Genomic DNA, 17073 nt, shown 5'->3' on the forward strand with positions numbered 1-17073 from the left:
ATCATCAAGTGAAAATCCCATTATATCAACGATTTATGGGGAAATTTAAGTATAATCAGTTAGGCATGAGGAATGCAGTTAGGCTACCAATCAGCAAAAACGAGGAGGGTCTCCCCTCCTTGTTTCACACCGCTATAACACGCTCTCGATCTTTTCTTCTGTTGCTTTTCGTTTTCAGTTTATTAGAGGTAAAGCGTTCCAAAAATGCTATTATATCATCCGTTGGAAGATGATTATCCTTCAACCGTGCCTGCCTAATTTTGTGCTCAATTACTTCAACAGTACAGAATGGTGTCTCTGGACTGTCAACCATTCTTACTACAAACAAATCTTTCGTTCCTTCTGCGTAATCCACTGCATACCCACCGACACAATGGTTTAATGCCTTTCCTTCCTCGAATAACTCGATGCTATCCTTTGCCGGACGAATTAGGAAAGTCCCATCTGTAAAGATGTATTTCTTTAAGGATTCAAACCGATCAGCGATAAGAACATTCAGACTCGCATCCTGTTTTATTTTTATCTTTTTCATTGTGTTTGCATGTGCTTTATGCAAGCTGGTTGGATACAGTACATGAGACATTTTCAAATTCATTCCGAGTTCGTTGCACTCTCTAATGTAATCTATCCAATCCGTAAGAATTGTTTTAGCGCTGCGGCGAAACTTTGGAACATCATCGCGACGAATTTGTTTTAAGATGTAACGCGTTGCTTCCTCAATTGTCGCGTAATCAGATAGTGCATCAATCCGCTTTTCATAGAATTCACGTGTCAATTCCTTCACAACATGCGCTTCTTCTAGTGTAAGTTCTACACCACGCCGTTTAAAATATTGATGACTATAGAGTGTAAGAGGACAGACCGTAAAGGTTGCAGAACGAAGTTGTTTCACTTCGTGTTTAGACAGTCTTAGAACCTTTTCGATTGTCCGTCCGCGCCAATAAATTGCACCATATGTGGCTCTACCACATAATTTTTCTATTACCAATTTTTTTAGGCCAAGTTTCGTTAGATATTCAATACATGGATACTTTGCCGCCAGTACAAAAAAATCCAACCAATCGAACGTTTCATTTTCGTAATCTCTCCACGTGCTATACTGAAACGGAGTTTCTAAGACTGCCGCTTCGATACTTTCAATCGAACAAAATACTTTTCTATACCTGAAACCCTTGTAAAGTGAATAGACCGATTTGGATTCTTTCCACTCTCTGTTATCCCAACTTTTTTTAAACATAAGAGCTCTACCATAGCTATGCCGTGTACTTGGTTCAAAAACATACAATGCTATTGTTGTGTATTTGGTTTCTACGGCGTGAAAATTTTCGCGATAGTCACGTACTGCGTACATGCTTTTGGCCACAATTACATTCGGGTCGTGAGCCGACTTCTCATACCAAACAAAATAAGCATCATCAATCAGTTTTGAACGTCCACGGCCACGAGATTTCACTTTTACTTGACTTGAGCAATTCAAGCAGGTTGTTACTTCATTATGCTTCACATAAAATTGCCCATTCCCGATGGGAATTTCGGTTTCACAGTGTGTACAATACCCCATCTGTATTTTACCAACGCGCCAAACGAACAAATATCGACTAGACAAAAATACCGTTTCCCTTACATATGCGGCCAGTTCCTCACTGACCGCACTAGAAAAGTGACTCGAAATTTTGCTGATCGCCGTATCTGTTACCATGCTTTTACCTCCGTTAAAATAGTGACGTCTGAGTAAACTCTTTAGCATCAAAAAAGGAGACTGATGGAATTGTTGTCTTTGCTACATTCGGTTTTTCTCTGAAATAATCAAGAACTATCGAAAACCCTTCTGAGTCAGTCAGTACTGCGCAATTTCCCTGACGCTTTTCTTCGGCAATTTTCCGCATTGCTTCCAAACTTTTAGAGATTGTCTTACCTTCTAACGAAAAGTGTTCTGCTTCTGACGGATTTTTTTCCAAATGGCTAATCAAAAATTGACCTACCACTTGGATATAAGAACTGCTCTTATTGGCCTCCATTTCAGTTCTAAAGTTTAAAATGATTTGTTCTTGCATCGATTTTCCCTCCTTTGAGGAACAGGAACCTGGCGAATTACTGCCCTCAGTGATACTATTATTATATTCCCTTTAAAGGGAATTGTCAAGAAAAAGCCCGTCATATCAACGAATTCAGAAGGAAGTCACGTGTTGTCAATGGGTCGTGGAATACCGCACTGACAGTAATTTTCTGTCAGGAGGATATGCCGCGAAAGCCCATTGACAGCAAGGCTAAGATTCTCCATGCTCTCGGTCTGTCCAACAACTCTGTTGTTGGACCTGCCATGCGGCGAGCTACAGGGGTATATAGGGGATTGGTCCCCTATAGAGCCCTTTAGGGCGGTGGGGGAACATATTTAGAATTGCCAATGCAACCTTTGTGGTGAATACCGAACGCGTAGAGTACTAAGCGGTTGATAATCTACTTCTTTGAAGATGTTTTTGAGATATTTTGGTCAAAAATTTTTCACATATAAGTAAATCGTGGTACTATTGTCTTATTCCATATCAAATATTGTCGAATTTTGACGACTAGGGGGCGATTTTACTCTAAATTTAAGATCATCGTTAGTGGGGCAAACCAGTGGAAACACTGGGACGCAAAGCCATGGGTCTACGGACATTTTGTCTACGACTGCCAGGTTGCCGAAGCCCTCATGGGCCTTTTTTATTTTTTCAGGTATTATCAACCCACACCAGGTGTTGGTACTGCCAAAGGTGATAATGGAGAGCTCGAAAATACGATGAGTGCCAATGTAGCCGACAAAAAGAACATTCCAAATATTTTGCGCATAAGTATCACACCTTCCCAAGGCAATGATACTACAACCTAAAATTGTCCCGCACGAGACTATTTGGGGAGCGCGAGGGGATACGCCGGGTGATCGGGCAGAAAATTAAACAGCTACGTCTAGAAATGGGGATTTCACAGGAAAAACTAATTCACGGTTTGTTTGATAGAACGTATCTTAGCCAAATTGAGCGCGGACTAAAGGTACCTCCACGTGAGACATTAGAGAAACTTGCAGAACGTCTTGGTATACCTGTCCATGAATTAACTGAGTACAGTGAGACCACTGAGCGTATTTCAACAATGTTGAGTTCGGCTCGTGAAACCAAGAATTTGGCTACGATACGAGAAGCTTGGGAGACAGCATTAAAGGTACAATCAATTGAACAGATGGGTGAATGCGTTCTGGCTTGGGCAAGTATCGCTGCAGAACAAGATGCTACTTCAGTTGACCTCCTCGATGCCATCAATCACGTTTTGATGCTGATGAGCAATACAGCTGGTCCGGAGTCATCGTTGGTGCTTCAGATTCTGATGATAAGGGCAAACACATACTATTACTTGGGGATGTTTGACCAAGCTGTTTGGGCTTACCGCAGCCTAGAAATTCGTCATCCACCTGATGAACTATTAGGACGGGTGAAAGTGAGCTTAGGAAGCTCGTTAATGGCTCTTATGCGTTATGAAGAGGCGCTACAACAATTTTCAGAGGCACTTATCGTTGTTGACATTACAGACCTAACGCGGGCGCGAGCTCACCAAGGCGTTGGAGGATGTAGCAGGTATTTACGTCTATGGGAGCAGGCTATACAACATTTGGAGAAAGCCTGTGTACTATTTGCCGGACTAGAAGAGGAATATCGGTATGTTTTAACAAGACATTCACTTGGAATTCTTTTACTTGATAAGTTCGAATTTGATAAAGCACGAACCATCTTTGCTGAAGTTCAGACGTTTTACATAGCACACGAGATGAGCTTACATCTCGCTGAACTATACGAGGAAATGGCACGTATCGAGTTTTATAAAAAGAACTATCAGCGAGGGAATACTTGGTGTAATCGTGGTTTAAAACTGCTCGATGGACTTAATGGTCCTCTGGCAGGCCGACTTTTTCTATGGAAGTGCTGGTCTTTTTATATCACAGGCAAAACAGCACTTGCAGAAGATGCTTGGCAAGCAGCCAGAAGTTTGCTTAACGCGCAACTGAAAATGACCATAGATACATTGGACCCAAATATGACAGAAGAGACAAAGAAGATGTTCCACGACATGATTTAACGGGTGAATCGTAGGTACAGTGGTCTACGCATACCACGTAATTACGATGAAAAGTGGGGATATAATGATGAACTCTTCAATAATTGTCGATACGGAAGATGTACAAAAAATCTTGGAACAATGCGGTCCGCAATCACTTGCCGTTTATATCGGTTTGCAAGCATTGGGCAACCCCAGTACATTAGAAGAAATAAAAGAATTTTGTGGAATGAGCCTTGAAGCGACAACAGAGGCAGCAATACATTTAGGACTTCATAATCTTGGAATTATAATTGAGGAAAAATCTAATCAACTACGACTTGCGCGATAATATAGAGATGATCAAGGTCGGCCAACAGGGTGTGACCCAGTTTACCGACCTTGTTTTATGGTTTTATAATCATTCTTTTTCATGTTCCCCCGAATTTCTGCGCTTAATCTTTTGCGGGACCACACTTCTACACCTGTTTTTCTCGACAATTCGTAAGCTGATTTTGTCAGGTAATGATTAGTGATGACAAGAGCATGGTCAGCCTGATAGTATGCTTTGGCGGCAAGCACTTGATTTACACCATCTACACCGACATTTGATTTCCACCTTTTTGCCTGTATGACGACCTTTCTACCTTTTGGATCACGGCCAATTAAATCTGCGCCAAAATCCCCCGTCTTCTTTGTCGTATCTAAGCGCCAACCCTTTTTCCGAAGTGTATATTCGAGTGCATCTTCAAAATCCTCACCAGACATTCGATCTATCTCATTCATCTGTGGTTGGGTTTTAAAGCGCCTTCGAGATGAACTTGGCTGTAGAATAGCCGTTACAATTACCAGAACCAACAGAAATCCAATCACTAAAAATATAAGTGGTGAAATCGGTATGTGCATCTTTACCCTAAACCATCCCATAGCCACGAGCAGAATAACAAGTGGCACAATCATAGAAATGGTATCTTGCCTTTTGTTTCGCCTTTTAGCCAGTGTGATCCCCCTATCTAATAACCACGTATTGCTTTTTTCACATCTGCAATCATTCTAAATAAGGTATAAAACCAAGCCAGCCCAAATACTGCAATGGTTGGTGACAGCCAATCGTGAGAGTTGGCACCGGCAATCACGATTAACATGGGGAGGAAGATTAGCCTGGCCAATCGAAACGTGTTCCGGAATAAAAAACGCAAGTGACTCGCCTCCTTTCTAAAATGGCTAATCGGAATACCGTGTTGATATTACGAGTGCAATTTCCAGTTCACACGGCTCGGCTCTATTACTTCTGGATCCGTTCTTGATATTCTGCGATTTGCTTACGTGTCCATATTGGCCCTGACCGCAAACGCTGAATTGGTTCGGGGAGACTACCACGCTTGATGTAAGTCGCCACTTTTCGCCTATCCCAATCGAGGATTTCTGCAACCTCAGCAAGGCCGACGAGTGGCGGGATTAGTTTTCCTGACGTTACCTCATGGAAAATCTCCCACGCTAAATACCACGTTGACTCAGGAATCTCGTGGATTTGCTCAACAATGTCAGTAGGAACGCCGTTAGCCGCCGTTAAAAGATGGTCAGTGATCGTTCCAACATGTTCCAATATTTCTACCGTTCCAACATGTTCCAATATTTCTTTTGAAGGTGTTTCAACCCAAGAGCCGCATACACGCACCAATTCTGAAGCGAGATAAGATGCTTTGATGGACATTTCGTATCCCTCGTTTCGTTGCATTTATCATACACAGGATGTATGATGATGTCGACAATTCAACAATAAAAATTGGAAACTATTTTGGAGTCTTCAACACGAAAATCCGAATAGCCTCTAAAATAGGTTGCCGGCATGATTTTAAATTACCACACCGGCACATGAAATTAGCGACGATTTCTTAGTAGTGGGTTATCCGATGTCTTCGTCGCCGCGATCTCATTCTTTGCAGACCGCTTCAAAAGCGGGTTATCAGCATCTGATGCTGAAGGCTTTGCCTTGCGTAGAAGTGGGTTATTGGCATTCAGCATTGCAGCGGGCGGTGCCTCGAACTTTTTAATTGTACGCGTATCCTGAGAAGGCAATTGATCCTTAAAACCAAATACGCGATCTGGAAGTCCTAGGCCACTGACCATTGATAATACGTGGTTTTGATGATTGCTATAGTATCCAAAAAAGCTATCTGCGGCATCGGGTATTAACGTCTTCAGGTGAGAAACGAAGTGCTGCTCATAGGATGATTGACGAATCTTAGCGCCTTGCTCGTTGAGTGTAAAGCACAAAGCATAAATATCGCCCTCATTCAGTCGATATCCATTGGCAAAAAAACCTTTGTTTAACGAGTTCCGGATGACCTGATACACACTATCTTGGTCAAGATCGTGAAGCGCTGCGCTACCAATTGCAAGACAACCACTTGATGACAAAACCTTAAGAAGATCGGTGCGATCAAAATTGCTTTGGCCAACACTAGAACTGATCTGATTGATTTTGTGTAGGGTCTCAGCCAGCAGTTGATTACTGTGATCGCGCCAATCACCAGGTCTTTTCTCCTCTGCAAACTGTTTGTAAAATCGATCATTGTCTACAATGATGACGGCGCCGATTTGTTGGTCTTCGACAGCCTGCTGAATGTAACTTAACACCCCCATTGCATTCGCCTTTTGAACAGCCCCATCGTCATCGCGGGGCAATGTGACTATCAATCCGATTTGTTGGTCAAATAAGGATGTCCCGTGTTGTAAGAATCCTTGTAGCGCACCCGTTCCGGTACCTCCACCAAGACCAGCAACCACCCAGATAAAATCGGAATCCTTCGTGACTGACTGTGCCATTTCAACAAATTCAGGTCCATTCTCCAGAAAGGCATCCAGTCCCAATTGGGGTGTACGACCGGCGCCAAAACTATTTCCTTTTAGCTGTAACCGATAACCCTCTGGTACATTTGACAGCGCCTCAAGGTCATTAACAGCGGTGTTTACCGCCATACCGACGTAACTGTTATTGTGTTGGAGTGCCAAAATTGCATCTACTTGACGGCCACCATATTGTCCCAATCCGATAAATCCGAATCTCAACATACTAGTTCCCCCTTAATTCAAGCATTCTCCGGCCATTTTCAGTAAGCACAACATTCTTTGAGCGTTGATCCGTAACACCAGTCACCAAAGCAATCGCATTAGAACCGTGCAGTAACGCAACTTGAGCGCGGAAATTTTGTTGACTTAGTTTGATGAAGTCATGCAAATCCGTGAGAGATAGCGTCGGATCCTTTTCATGATCTTCTAGCTCCCCGCTTTCAGCACGTGTTAGCAATTCCAAGATCGTCCATTGTGGCAAACTGAAATTCCTCATCAAGTGATAAAGGATTTCATCTGGATAAGGCATCAATTGGTCAGACATGTTTCAACCTCCTGTATGCCCATAATTTTATACCAGCAATTACTATCATGCAATATAAAATAATATTATATGATAATAATTTTTCTTGTGATGAAGCGGTTTTGCCGCGTGAAGTCACGCGGCCATCTTATTGCGTGTCTTGAAGAAAGTCGGTAATCGACTGAAAAAAGTCAGACACACCCACCCACCAATTTGGGTCTTGCGCATAGGAACCATATGGATTGGTGGGATCATTCATCCACTGAATGGGGCTTTCTCCGCTCGGTGGAGGGAAGATAAGTTTGTTGTGAACTGTCCCTGCCGCAATATCCGCACTGTACTGCAAAGATACATGGAATGTGCTCCAATTCCCTGGCCCACTTGAACCAGGCGCCTCTACGTCAAAAGGGTTCTCTTCCATCTCGCTGGCATCTGGATTACTTGCTGGGATGAAACTCAATTCTTGACCCGTGATCGCGATTAGCAGAACTGCACTTACATCATATTTTTGCGCTGCTGATATGATAGTCTCTATGTCAATTAAGGAAAAAATAGACCCCCTATCATGCACGTACTGATAGAGCAGCTGCGCGTTGACGGGTTGATAGGCGAGTTGCTGGACACTAATGGGTTTAAGAGGTCCAGTATCTGATCCTCCACCTGCTCCGACTGTTGGCAGTTGTGCTTCTACGACAGATTCAAGCTGTAGAGCTGCCTGGTACTCGTCCTCTGTATAGCCCAAGCTCATCATCACATCGTGCAGCGTCAAAGGTACTTTTGTGGTGGTGCATACCGCCTGTCCTTTTTTATTTGTTGTGCACGTTCTGACGGTTTTGTAGAACAGATTTACGGTTTGTTGCACCTGGGCCGGTTTTAAGTTATCAAAGTCATTTTGATAACGAAAATAGTCAAGAATAAACGGATCTGCCCAATTGATTTGAGCAAATGTTTGCTGTGATATCGTCTCATATTCTTGCAGCGTAGCTGTAGGTGCAGTGGGCGTTAAGTTCATGAACCCACCTACGCACACAATGATGAAAATAAACGGCATGATCACCAAAGCAAATACGCCATATTTTCCAAATTTGAAGAGAGAGGTCATATGACCTCCTCTTCGCTCTCGTACAGCAAAGCATACTGCTGTGGACGGTAAAGCTTCATTTCGGCAGGGGTCATAAATGTCTGTAATTCGGCGTGTTGACCGCCTACAATCACAATCCCTTTACCACGCGATAATTCAGGCCGCTTGCCACCTTCCAGTAGTTTTTTCTCTCGCGCCGACAAAGGAACAAAATCCGATATCTGAGCAATCTCCGCTTTGTTTAACCGCATAAGAAACTTTACACCGCTGTTGGTGATGATGGCTTTGCCCGGCGGTTCGGGCAAATCTTTAGAGGTTCGTAGATAGTCCCCGACATTTTGTGTCGCACCAACCATGTAGGCCAAGTATTTACGTCCTCGTTTCACCATCTGATATATAAAATCGAGACTTTGTGGGTTCCGTGGATCGGACAGAATATGCTGCTCGTCAATAAAGATGTTCTTGGTGATATCAGGGTGGCTTTTGACGAATTCCCAGATGTCATGCACCAGTAAATCCATGAGAGGGATCAGTGCTGGTGACTTGTTATCATAAAGATCCCGAATGTCCAATCGGGTATAAGCCTGTACTTCTTCACTGATGGTCACTTCATCCCCGCGTTGAATTTCTTTCGTGGTCGTGAATGACCAGTTCGTTTGGCCGTCAAACATCCGAGCGTATATGCCATCTGCATAGAAAGGACTAAAGGCAATTATCATATCTTTGGTAGATTCTATTTTTCCCAACTTCTCAATGACATCTGATAATGTAGGGAACTGATTTTCCACTACAGATGGCAGTGTCTTGGATTCAAACGTTAGATCTTTGTCTGCATATGCCTGGATAATTGCCTTTTGCAACGCAGCTGTTTCAATCGGCGTGATGTCCGGATAAATCCACGAGAAGAACGTCAGTAAGTTGCCGATTTTTAAACGCAGATAGTCACCAGGTGTGTTCGCATCATCACTCTCATTTTCCGTATCCACGACCGTTGAACGGATGTGGAATGGGTTAATCGTGTTATTATGGTTTAGCCCAAAATAGATATGGTTACCAGGGATGAATTTACGTTCGCGTTCAGGATCCAAATCCAAAACGACTTCGCCCTGGTCTAACCTACGAAGCGCTTGGTAGGCCAGGAAAAAGGATTTTCCGCTTCCGGTTTCACCAAGGACAATCATATGTGGGTAAACTTCACGGTCAAACTTCCCGAAGATCACAAGGTCATGTGATTGCTCATTTTGCCCAAAAACAAACCCGTCTTTTGCGGCAAGCGTGCTAGAGTTAAAAGGCTGCATGCTAGCAATGCTCTCCGCTGGGAGATTGTAATAAATGCGATGCTCAAGCGGACCTTTGTAACACAAAGGGAGCGAATACCAAACAGGCTCAAAAGCCCATCTGTTTAACGGGCGTGAAGACATTTTCTTGGAGCTAATACGTGTACGAATGGTCTTTTCGGCATTTCGTAACTCCTCAATTGAGGATGCACGAATTGTAATGATAGTGGTTACCCGATACAAAGTTTCATTTTCGTTTGTCAATAGGTCCAAAATATAGTCCGCATCTGCCTGTTTACGCTCTAGTCTCTTTTGTTCAGCTGCATCCTTCTTGGCGTCTTGCTGGCTAAAACGAATGTTGCGGATGGACCGGTTATAGGCTTTTAGGACTTCTTCTTTATCCGTTGCGACAAGGGTTAGACTCACGTCCAAATCAAGCGGCATATCGAAGACTGGCGTGAGCCAGCCAGCTTGCGAAGCTTTCGTGGCAAACGACTGTATCGTAAAGCTCTTCTGATAGGTCTCATCAAGTATGGTGTAAAATGGGCTTGTTTTGGTATCAATGAGCGACGGGTACAAGTGGGTTATCCCTGCATCGCGGGGCAAGTCCTCGTACAGAGACGTATTTGGATGAAGCTTTTGATAAAATAGGCTCATAATTTGGTATTTTTCAAGCCGCTCAGTGTAAAGAGATTCCCGCGACAACGCATCGTGAATCTGTTTTTCTAGGTCGGCCAGTTCGGATAAAGCTGGCGCCTCTTTCTCAAACTGGCTTTGTAGCACCAAATAAAATTTCAGAACTTTTTCATTACCGACAGAACGGCGCTTGATTTCTGCGATAAGTGATTCCAATCGGTCAACTTGATGTGATTCAGTCGCCTCGTCAATATACTTTTCAAGGTACTGCAAATAATCATCCAAATTCAAACGTTCGCTTGAAACCAGAATTTGCAGACGTTCTGGAGCGGCATTGAGGGCTTCTTGCAAAGCTTCCACTACCATATGTGCCTCTCCCGGCTCCAATAGGCTCATATTGACGGGAGTTACTGAAAAAATTGCGCAAAAATGTCCGTCTTTGCGAATAAAGTAATTACTCTCCACCGACTTTAGCGGAAAAATCGTCGCGAAAGATGACTCGCCCTTGGTGCGCTGAGGTGCCTTATTGCTTTTTGCGCTCGTTTTTTTGGATGGCTTCAAGGATAGCATTCGGCTCACTCTCCCAACGTAAAATTGCCTTATTCTTGGCGTAGTAGGTACTCAAAAATACGCTTTCTGCAAACCGTTCATCGGACAAAAAAACCCATGCCGCCATTGGAATTCCTGCCAGTATGACAAACTCAATAAACAAACTTTTGAGGTGATGATGTGGCGTAACAAGTAAGATGATTAGTGATAGCACCGCAAGGCTTCCCACAACGATGATCCCCCGTGTATCGAGTCCTAACAGCTTCATTCGCTGTTCTATGTGTTTGGGGATGCGATACTCCCGCTTATCCTCCAATTGGTACCCCTCCCGCAGCATTCTTAGCGATTGAGGCAACAGCTCTCATTCCAGTGGGGTTCCCACCAGATATGAGCCCACGAAGTCGGGATGGCCCGATCACCGCAAATACCAAAAGCCCCAAAATCATAAAAATCTTGACCGTACCATCTATCGTTGCTCCATTGGCGGTATCTAAAGTATCTGGATGAACCATCATTTCGAGTGCCAAAAGGGTTGAAAAATACTGCACGAGTTGAGAAAACGCAGTCGATATCGTCTCCCGTAACCATTGACCCCAGGCATTGCCGAATGAGACTTTGTTTAAAGCAAGTATGGGACCGACCAGGGCGAGGAAGTAGAGTTCCGCCCAGCGCATTCCAGACTGAATGCCAATGATGGCGAAGGCAACGATAATAGCCAATACAATGAACACAATGGACCATAATCCCATATCTGGCGCTAAAGCATCGATCATGGAATTCTTTGCAATTTGCATGCTCGTTGCTTCTGTAAGTACACCCCCAGCCGCTGTCTTAGTGCCGATTGAAATGGCGAGAATCGTATCCAACTTCACACTTAAATGAGCGCCTAAACTGTTGGTCACCATTGCTGTAACATCTACGACTATTCGTAATATGACCTGCTGAATCAACAAGGGGCTTAGCCATATCAAAAACGCTGAAAAAAACGTATTTTTGATGATGACAAGAGGTGAAACGTCCATGTCGCCAAGAGATTCCCATTGATTGAGCAGTAGTTCTTTTAGTAACATCACTCCTAACATCGCGGTACATAATGAGTCAATCCCTACAGACAAGTCTGTAAATCCGGGGAGTGCATTCATATCTGTTGGATTGATCACAAATGCGTTCAAAATATCTACTACGGTCTTTAAGAAGTCGTTGATCATCGTTTGAACGAGATTTGTGATCATGTTATTAAACTGATTCGCAAGCCAAGACATGTACTCAACTCCTTCCGTGAATCCATTTGCTACGGGTAGCTCCCACCAGTTCTCTTTCTTCTGTGTCAGCTCCAGGGGGCTCTGGGTGTTCTTCCGACTTTTCTTCTGCGCCATCTCCTGGGACTTCCGAGCGAACAACCAGTTCTTCTTCTGCGTCAGCTACTGGAGATTCCAAGTATTCGACTGGTTCTTCCGGAGTAGCCGAATCCATTTCCAAGAGTTCATATGGTGAATCTCCATATCGGGGCAAGTCTGTAAATACGGCCTCATCTGCAATTCGATGCGCTTCTTCCCAATACCGATACTGCAACTTGTTAAGCAATACAGGCGGCCTGCCACTCTGAATCACGATACTAAAACGCCGGTCGAGTGCTCTGATCTCCGCTGGTTGCAATAAGCGACGGCCTGTAAATTGATTTGTCGTGCTATTTGCCTCGGCTAGCGCTGCACGAGCACCCCGTTTGCTTTGTGTCTCAATGGTTGTGTCTCCTAAACTTTTGCTAAAGAGTTCCGCAGTCTGAAGGTCATTACAAGCAAGTAGAATATGTGTGTCACACGATGACAAGAATACATCGGCATAGTCCTGACCGTATTTCAATTTCAACTGCGGATAGGAGTGCCATATCATCATCGGGAAAACCCCGAGAGACCTCATGGTGGTGAGCTTCGTATCAAAGCCTGCAATCTTTCCGATGTTAGCCATTTCGTCTATCAATGGCGCTACCTGAACAGGTAACTTTCCTCCATTTTCTTCAGCAACCTTGTAAAAAATGTTGAATATGGAGCTCCAAAACACGCTGACAAGTGGTGCATACGTCGTGTCTTTGACACTGATTTGGACAAATACCGCTGTTTTCTCTTTAGTGACACGTGCCAGATCGTAATCCGTGACAGATGTATGTGCCTGCACATTAGACAATGTAAAAAGATTCAATTTCTCAGTGAGCGTACCAATGATATTTGTGATCAAATTTTCTGAACCGGCTTGTGCCATGATGCCATTCAGCAGCAGTCTCGGTGCGCCTCTCACGTTGTATTGGTCCATCAACTCGATGATGTGACCCGGATTTGAAACGAAGTGCGGGATTAACTCAAATATTTTCGTGAATGTTCCCTTCTTACCATAGGCTTGATGAACCAAACCGATCATGGCTGTTAAGAGCTCTTGTGCCTTCCCTTCCCAAAAATCTCGTTTATCGCCTTCATTTCGCGTTGCATTTAGAAACATGTTTGCGACTTCCGCGTACTGTTTCTCCTCGAAGATGTACTGAATGTAATTCTGCCGTTGGCCGTACATGAAATTGATATAGTCAAGCACGACAATGTTGTAGCCGCGCGCCCGTAAATCCTCAGCAGTAAGCCGGTACAATTCACCTTTTGGATCCGTCACCACCATGGATAACCCCTGTTGAGCTAAGTGGAATATGTTTGGCAAAATGAATCCCGTCGTTTTTTTACTTCCTGGCGGTCCAATCACCAGGTATTGATGGTTGAGTTCAGATGAAAACGGATGCACTGAATAACTACCGTACTTTGGATCCTCAAACGCCTTTTCTGCCAAGGGCTTATACGTATCCTTTTTGTAGTCCCCTAGAAGAAAACCATTATTATCTTGGTGATAGAAATGGCGTGATTCATATGCCTCTTGCCAATGTGCGGTACCATGACTCGCATATCCATGTCTCTGCTTGTACTTGCGTCGATGATCAGTCGTTGCTTTCCATGTCTTCCAAGAATCCCAACCTGCCAGTATTGCGGTTATTGCAAATGCCATCAGTGAGAATTCATTTGGATGCGTGATGGCGCGCCAGACATAAACAAAGTGTTCGGCTTTTCCTAGCGTCTGGTGAAAAAATGATGATTTGATGTTTTTTAAATGAGTGACAAGATCGTAAAGTGCACCTGAAAGCGAAGTTGAGAGTAAAAATATAACGAGGGTAAATACCCCCGTTGAAATCCATCGAAATAACGTCCTTTGCTGCTGCACGGAGTACCTGCCTCCTTAAAAACCAAATGTTTGACGTACTGTGGCCAAAATTGCAGATGTACATCCAGCACCAACGAGCGTAACGACAGAACGTACTAAATGTTTTCTGCCTTTGGAATATTGGCCATCATCATCTGCACTGTGCATCGTCCACCAAGCTCGTATCAGGAAAAACGCGGCGCCTGCAGCAAGAAGCCCGAATGCCCATTCTCCTGCTTGGGTTGCTAAATTCTCTCCATCACTCACACCGGCTTGTATGGTTGATGGTCCAGACCCACTCGTTGCCGCGTACGAAATTTTTGGGACGGCAAACGTGACCAGTAACACAATGGCCACCACTTTCCGATAAGCTGATTGAAATGATTTAATAATGAATTTCATGTTGTCTTCTCTCCTCAACGTGGTTTGGTAAAACTCACTTTCCCATCTGTCCCCAAGAATAAAGCGGAATCAAATTTGGTCTTATCTTTCTTCTGAAACCCTTTGATGACAGGCGTTGACTTGCTGATCAATAACTTTTTGAGCTGATGGTCTGTCAATTCTTTGCCTGCAATACTGCGAAACAATACATAGCTGCACTTTGTGCAGGCCAAAACCTTCCCACGAGGATACATAACGCCACCATCGGAACACATAGGACATGGTCCAAAGGACAGTTCTTCACGGCTTGGGAAGTGATATTTGACTTGTCCATCCTCTAGTTGAATGGCCGCCTGAAAAGTCTTTGACTTATCCTTAGACTTGAACGTATGTACCTCTGTCATTTGTCCGTCGACCAGCCGCCGAACATCTTCCAAGCTGAGCATGTAGTGTCCCCAGTATCGCGGTATGGCGAAATCACAGCTCCCGCATGCATATTGAAACCGTTTTGTCATCAGTGATTTTTGGCAGTTTGGGCAATCGACTTCAATGGTTGGTATGGTTTCTTCTTCCTTTACCTCAAAACAAAAACGTACATTCGCCTCCACGAGTTCGCGAACGTCACGCATATATTCATCAACGGACTTCGGATGCTCAAAATCGTTCAGTAGTTGTTCCATTTTTGCGCGTTGAATAACGTTCGAAAGCTCTGGCGCCACTGTGTGAATTAACGTCCTGCCTTCGACTGTGCTAATGAGTTGCTTTCCTTTGCGCGCAATATACCCGCGTTTAACCAGGAGTTCGATTGTGGCCGCTTGTGTGGCGGGCGTCGCTAGCCGTCCATCCACATCCTTCATCGCTTCACGTAATGCTTTATCTTCGATGCTATTTGCGATGTTCTTCATGGATTTGTAAAGCTCAGCCTCTGTATAACGCTTCGGCGGCTCCATTTTTTTTGATTCTGCTTTTGGCGCATCAGTGATACTGATTTCCTGTTTTTCTTTCAAGTGAAATAGGGCTGGGAGTGAAGGTTCTGCCTCTTCATCTTCAGTTCCTCCGGCAAATAAAGCGCGCCAACCAGGTGTGTGTTGGTTGCGACCAGTTGACTCAAATAAATGTCCATCAATCTGGATAATTACCTTTGCTTTGCGGTCTTTCCCACTTTCCGAAAATGCTTCAAAGAAACGTTCCAATACAAGGCGATAAATTTGTTTTTCTTGTTCACTCGCAGCGTCCGGAATTGGTTTTAGTGGGATCAACGCATGGTGATCAGTCAGTTTCTCGTTATTCACGTTGTGCCTCGTGAAATGGACAGCCGAGAATGAGATATCATAGGTTTTACTTAATGCAGCCGCAATGTCATTGACTTGCTCTTTCATCGACTCTCCAACCACTTCAGAGTCAGTACGTGGATACGAAAGACACTTAAATTCTTCGTAAAGTTTCTGAGCAATTTTTAGCGTTTGATCTCCTGTCAGACCGTACTTTTGATTCGCCTTGATTTGCAGTGTCGTTAAACTGAATGGTTTTGGAGGAAGCACAGTCACATCGCTGATTTGAAGGGATTGTACAATCCCATTTTCAGCCTGCTTCAGTTCAGATAGCATATTCGTCACAGTTGGCTGGTCCAAACTAAAGGGCCTGTCCTCTAAATAAGGATTGTCTGGCTTGTATTTCGCAGTGAATCCATCAAACCCGACGGAAATCTCGTGATACTTCTCCCCTTTCCAATTTTCAATGGTCTCGTCTCTACGAACGACCAGGGCTAATGTTGGGGTTTGCACGGTACCTACGCTTAAAAACATGCCTGAAGCCGCTGTATAGGCGATTGTAAGGTTCATTCCGACATACCAGTCCGCATGTTGCCTAGCGTACGCTGCCGAACGTCTCGCACCATAGAAGTCTGTGCCTTTCAGGTTATCCAAGCCTCTAAGAACGACCTCATGACTGAGCGCCTCAGACTCCCAAAAGCGGAGTACTGGCGTCGTCGCGCCAAAATAGTCATAGAGTTCCCAAAACAGCAATTCCCCTTCCCGTCCCGGGTCCGTTGCGTTTACAATTCTTTTATAACCTTGATTCAAGAAATGCCTTTTGAGCGTCTGAATGAGCTTTGCATCACTAGAATTGAATGCATACTTCTCCCGATCATGGAGATTCGGGAAAGCAGGCAAGTGCACCAAAATCGAGCGATCCCATGTCGCTTCAAACGTGGGATTTGACTCTTTTAATCCTTTCAATCGAAGTAGATGTCCGCGCAAGACTGCGATGTTTGCTCGACCCGACCGAAAGAGATTTTCTTTGGCATCCCACTTCGCCCCCAAAGCACTCGCCATATCGCGCGCAGCACTAGGCTTCTCACACACGATTAAGTCCATATTTTCACCTCGATTTGAACATGAATATACACCCGTATTATATGACTTTATATATCTTGCAACAAGTATATAAATACAGTCTGTTCTGTTTGCGTTAATGTTTAA

Annotated in this window: 16 protein-coding genes and 1 riboswitch; of the genes, 2 read left to right on the forward strand and 14 right to left on the reverse strand. The window is 44.1% G+C overall.

From position 1 onward, the window contains the following. Positions 1 to 124 precede the first annotated feature (124 nt). Positions 125 to 1699, reverse strand: coding sequence for a PcfJ domain-containing protein (locus ACFSB2_RS05220; protein WP_377941860.1), 1575 nt, complete (start codon positions 1697 to 1699; stop codon positions 125 to 127). 13 nt (positions 1700 to 1712) lie between these two features. Then, positions 1713 to 2054 carry a hypothetical protein gene (locus ACFSB2_RS05225; protein WP_377941862.1) on the reverse strand — a complete coding sequence of 114 codons (342 nt, stop codon included), beginning with the start codon at positions 2052 to 2054 and terminating at the stop codon, positions 1713 to 1715. Between the two features lie 546 nt (positions 2055 to 2600). Next, positions 2601 to 2686, forward strand: a riboswitch (cyclic di-GMP riboswitch). 230 nt (positions 2687 to 2916) lie between these two features. Between ACFSB2_RS05225 and ACFSB2_RS05230 the strand changes: the two genes are divergently transcribed. Together ACFSB2_RS05230 and ACFSB2_RS05235 are read left to right on the forward strand one after the other, a co-directional pair. Then, a complete protein-coding gene (locus ACFSB2_RS05230) occupies positions 2917 to 4107 on the forward strand; it encodes a helix-turn-helix domain-containing protein (RefSeq protein WP_377941864.1) in 1191 nt (396 codons plus the stop codon). A gap of 67 nt (positions 4108 to 4174) precedes the next feature. Then, positions 4175 to 4417: a hypothetical protein gene (locus tag ACFSB2_RS05235; RefSeq protein ID WP_377941866.1), complete on the forward strand. Its 243-nt coding sequence runs from the start codon at positions 4175 to 4177 to the stop codon at positions 4415 to 4417. Positions 4418 to 4458: 41 nt separating this feature from the next. Here the strand turns inward: ACFSB2_RS05235 and ACFSB2_RS05240 are convergent, their stop codons facing one another. From ACFSB2_RS05240 to ACFSB2_RS05295, 12 genes are all read right to left on the reverse strand, one after another. Further along, positions 4459 to 5025 (reverse strand): restriction endonuclease, encoded by a 567-nt coding sequence (locus ACFSB2_RS05240; RefSeq protein WP_377941867.1) that lies wholly within the window; start codon positions 5023 to 5025, stop codon positions 4459 to 4461. A 53-nt stretch (positions 5026 to 5078) separates the two neighbouring features. Continuing rightward, positions 5079 to 5264, reverse strand: coding sequence for a hypothetical protein (locus ACFSB2_RS05245; protein ID WP_377941869.1), 186 nt, complete (start codon positions 5262 to 5264; stop codon positions 5079 to 5081). An 86-nt stretch (positions 5265 to 5350) separates the two neighbouring features. Beyond that, on the reverse strand, positions 5351 to 5779 hold the full coding sequence (locus ACFSB2_RS05250) for a hypothetical protein (RefSeq protein ID WP_377941872.1): 429 nt from the start codon (positions 5777 to 5779) through the stop codon (positions 5351 to 5353). A gap of 167 nt (positions 5780 to 5946) precedes the next feature. After that, positions 5947 to 7140, reverse strand: coding sequence for an FtsZ/tubulin family protein (locus tag ACFSB2_RS05255; protein WP_377941873.1), 1194 nt, complete (start codon positions 7138 to 7140; stop codon positions 5947 to 5949). A gap of 1 nt (position 7141) precedes the next feature. After that, on the reverse strand, positions 7142 to 7462 hold the full coding sequence (locus tag ACFSB2_RS05260; RefSeq protein WP_377941874.1) for a hypothetical protein: 321 nt from the start codon (positions 7460 to 7462) through the stop codon (positions 7142 to 7144). Between the two features lie 127 nt (positions 7463 to 7589). Continuing rightward, entirely contained in the window at positions 7590 to 8543 is a 954-nt protein-coding gene (locus tag ACFSB2_RS05265) for a hypothetical protein (protein WP_377941876.1), read from the reverse strand. Then, positions 8540 to 10996 carry a VirB4 family type IV secretion system protein gene (locus tag ACFSB2_RS05270; RefSeq protein ID WP_377941879.1) on the reverse strand — a complete coding sequence of 819 codons (2457 nt, stop codon included), beginning with the start codon at positions 10994 to 10996 and terminating at the stop codon, positions 8540 to 8542. The genes ACFSB2_RS05265 and ACFSB2_RS05270 overlap by 4 nt, the downstream gene beginning before the upstream one ends. Continuing rightward, a complete protein-coding gene (locus tag ACFSB2_RS05275; protein ID WP_377941881.1) occupies positions 10959 to 11300 on the reverse strand; it encodes a hypothetical protein in 342 nt (113 codons plus the stop codon). The genes ACFSB2_RS05270 and ACFSB2_RS05275 overlap by 38 nt, the downstream gene beginning before the upstream one ends. Continuing rightward, positions 11290 to 12246 carry a conjugal transfer protein TrbL family protein gene (locus tag ACFSB2_RS05280; RefSeq protein WP_377941883.1) on the reverse strand — a complete coding sequence of 319 codons (957 nt, stop codon included), beginning with the start codon at positions 12244 to 12246 and terminating at the stop codon, positions 11290 to 11292. The genes ACFSB2_RS05275 and ACFSB2_RS05280 overlap by 11 nt, the downstream gene beginning before the upstream one ends. Before the next feature lie 4 nt (positions 12247 to 12250). Beyond that, entirely contained in the window at positions 12251 to 14233 is a 1983-nt protein-coding gene (locus tag ACFSB2_RS05285) for a VirD4-like conjugal transfer protein, CD1115 family (RefSeq protein ID WP_377941886.1), read from the reverse strand. Between the two features lie 15 nt (positions 14234 to 14248). After that, entirely contained in the window at positions 14249 to 14614 is a 366-nt protein-coding gene (locus tag ACFSB2_RS05290; RefSeq protein ID WP_377941888.1) for a hypothetical protein, read from the reverse strand. Positions 14615 to 14628: 14 nt separating this feature from the next. After that, a complete protein-coding gene (locus ACFSB2_RS05295; protein ID WP_377941890.1) occupies positions 14629 to 16968 on the reverse strand; it encodes a type IA DNA topoisomerase in 2340 nt (779 codons plus the stop codon). Positions 16969 to 17073: the final 105 nt, after the last annotated feature.

The organism is Alicyclobacillus fodiniaquatilis (assembly GCF_042678105.1).
In the GTDB taxonomy this organism is placed as follows: domain Bacteria; phylum Bacillota; class Bacilli; order Alicyclobacillales; family Alicyclobacillaceae; genus Alicyclobacillus; species Alicyclobacillus fodiniaquatilis.